This is a genomic window from Caulobacter sp. P1_B12_2 (assembly GCF_056406675.1).
Genome location: NZ_JBFTZS010000708.1, coordinates 1 through 1471 on the forward strand (window position 1 = coordinate 1; position 1471 = coordinate 1471).

2 protein-coding genes and 1 pseudogene are annotated in these 1471 nt (G+C 72.0%); 1 reads left to right on the forward strand and 2 read right to left on the reverse strand.

The features are described 5' to 3' along the window. Positions 1–300 (reverse strand): annotated as a pseudogene (locus AC1DZ6_RS25095) (methylated-DNA--[protein]-cysteine S-methyltransferase); the annotation flags it as partial. Positions 301–391: 91 nt separating this feature from the next. Beyond that, the gene (locus AC1DZ6_RS25100) at positions 392–886 is read right to left on the reverse strand and encodes a hypothetical protein (RefSeq protein ID WP_477099805.1); all 495 of its coding nucleotides are present in this window, start codon (positions 884–886) and stop codon (positions 392–394) included. Positions 887–1019: 133 nt separating this feature from the next. Between AC1DZ6_RS25100 and AC1DZ6_RS25105 the strand changes: the two genes are divergently transcribed. Then, a partial coding sequence (locus tag AC1DZ6_RS25105; RefSeq protein WP_477099806.1) for an amidohydrolase family protein occupies positions 1020–1471 on the forward strand: 452 nt, incomplete at its 3' end.

The window sequence follows — 1471 nt, forward strand, 5'->3', positions numbered from 1 at the left end:
AATGGCGCGGGCGATCTCGTAGACCCGGCGGTTGAAGGGCGAGACGACGTCGAGGTCCAGCTCGACATCGACCAGGTCGTCGCGACCGCCGGCTAGCAGGTCGTTGATCCGCTCGATCGTGCGCTGGATCGACGGCGGCGGCGGGGAGGCCTCGACCGCGTCCGGATAGCGGCGGCGCAGGCGGTCCCAGGCGGCGCCGGGCGCGGCCTCCGGCAGCTGGGCTCCGACCAGGCCGTGCTCGTTCCAGGCCAGGCCGCACAGTCCGATCGGCGTCTCGAAGAGGGTGAAGCCCTGGGTCATGGGGGGAATATAGCAGCGGGACGCGACTGTTGGAGGGGACTTGCGGCTTTGGAGTCCGTTATCCGCGATCGTGGTCGCCAGCGAGGGGGCGTCAAGCCGCGCTGGCCGAGGGCCGCACGGTCGCCGCCAGGCGCAACCGCAGTTCGCACAGCCCCAGGAAGCCCAGGCCGACGCCCAGCGCCAGGGCCAGCGGGTCCAGACCAACCGGGGTCAGGCGGACGTCCAGCGGCAACAGGCGCACCCCGACGCCGGCGACCGTCAGCGTCGAGTCGCCCGTCGAAACGGCGCGCCACAGCAGCAGGGCGGCGTTGGCCAGGATGAGGGCGCACAGCACCCAGCGCAGGGCCGCGACGCGGGCCGGCCGTCCCGGCGAAGGGGGACGCGGCCCGCCCACGCCGCCTTGGGCCAGATAAGCGCCGCCGTCCAGCACGGCGTTGACCAGCCACAACACCAAGGCGGGCAGCCAGGCGGCGAGGTGGAGGCGATGGTCGGCCAGCAGGGAGACGACGACGGCCAGGATCAGGTAGGCGACGGCGAAGCCGAGGCTCCACAGCACGGTCGCGCGTCGATCCGTTCTGACGTCCATGCCGGCGCTCCAGCCCAAGGTTGAGCCAGAATAGTCAGGACATGCGCGCGGCGCCAACGCCGGGGCCGGGAAAGCTTTCAATCTCCACCATTCCTGACCTAGATTTCCGGTTCTTGCTGTCCTGGAGATCGCCTTGCGCACCCTGACCCTCGCCGCCCTGTTCGCGGTCTCCAGCCTGGCCACCGCCACCGCCGGCGACATCCTGATCCACGGCGGGCCGATCCACACCGGCGTCGCCGCCGCGCCGACCGCCCAGGCCGTGCTGATCCGCGACGACCGCATCGCCTTCGTCGGCGACCTGGCCGCCGCCCAGGCCAAGGCCGCCAAGGGCGCCCGCGACATCGACCTGAAGGGCGCGGCGGCCTTTCCGGGCTTCGTCGACGCCCACGCCCACCTGACCGGCATCGGCCTGCGCGAGCTGACCCTGAACCTGGACCAGACCGACTCGGTCGAGAGCCTGGTCGCCGCGGTGAAGGCCTATGCCGCGACCCATCCCGACGGCCCRATCTTCGGTCGCGGCTGGATCGAGACCCACTGGCCCGAGAAGCGCTTCCCCAACCGCGCCGACCTGGACCGCGCCGCGCC

What these genes read in the sequence shown, in the direction of transcription:
- AC1DZ6_RS25100 (WP_477099805.1), bottom strand. Translation starts at nt 886, where the DNA reads ATGGACGTCAGAACGGATCGACGCGCGACCGTGCTGTGGAGCCTCGGC.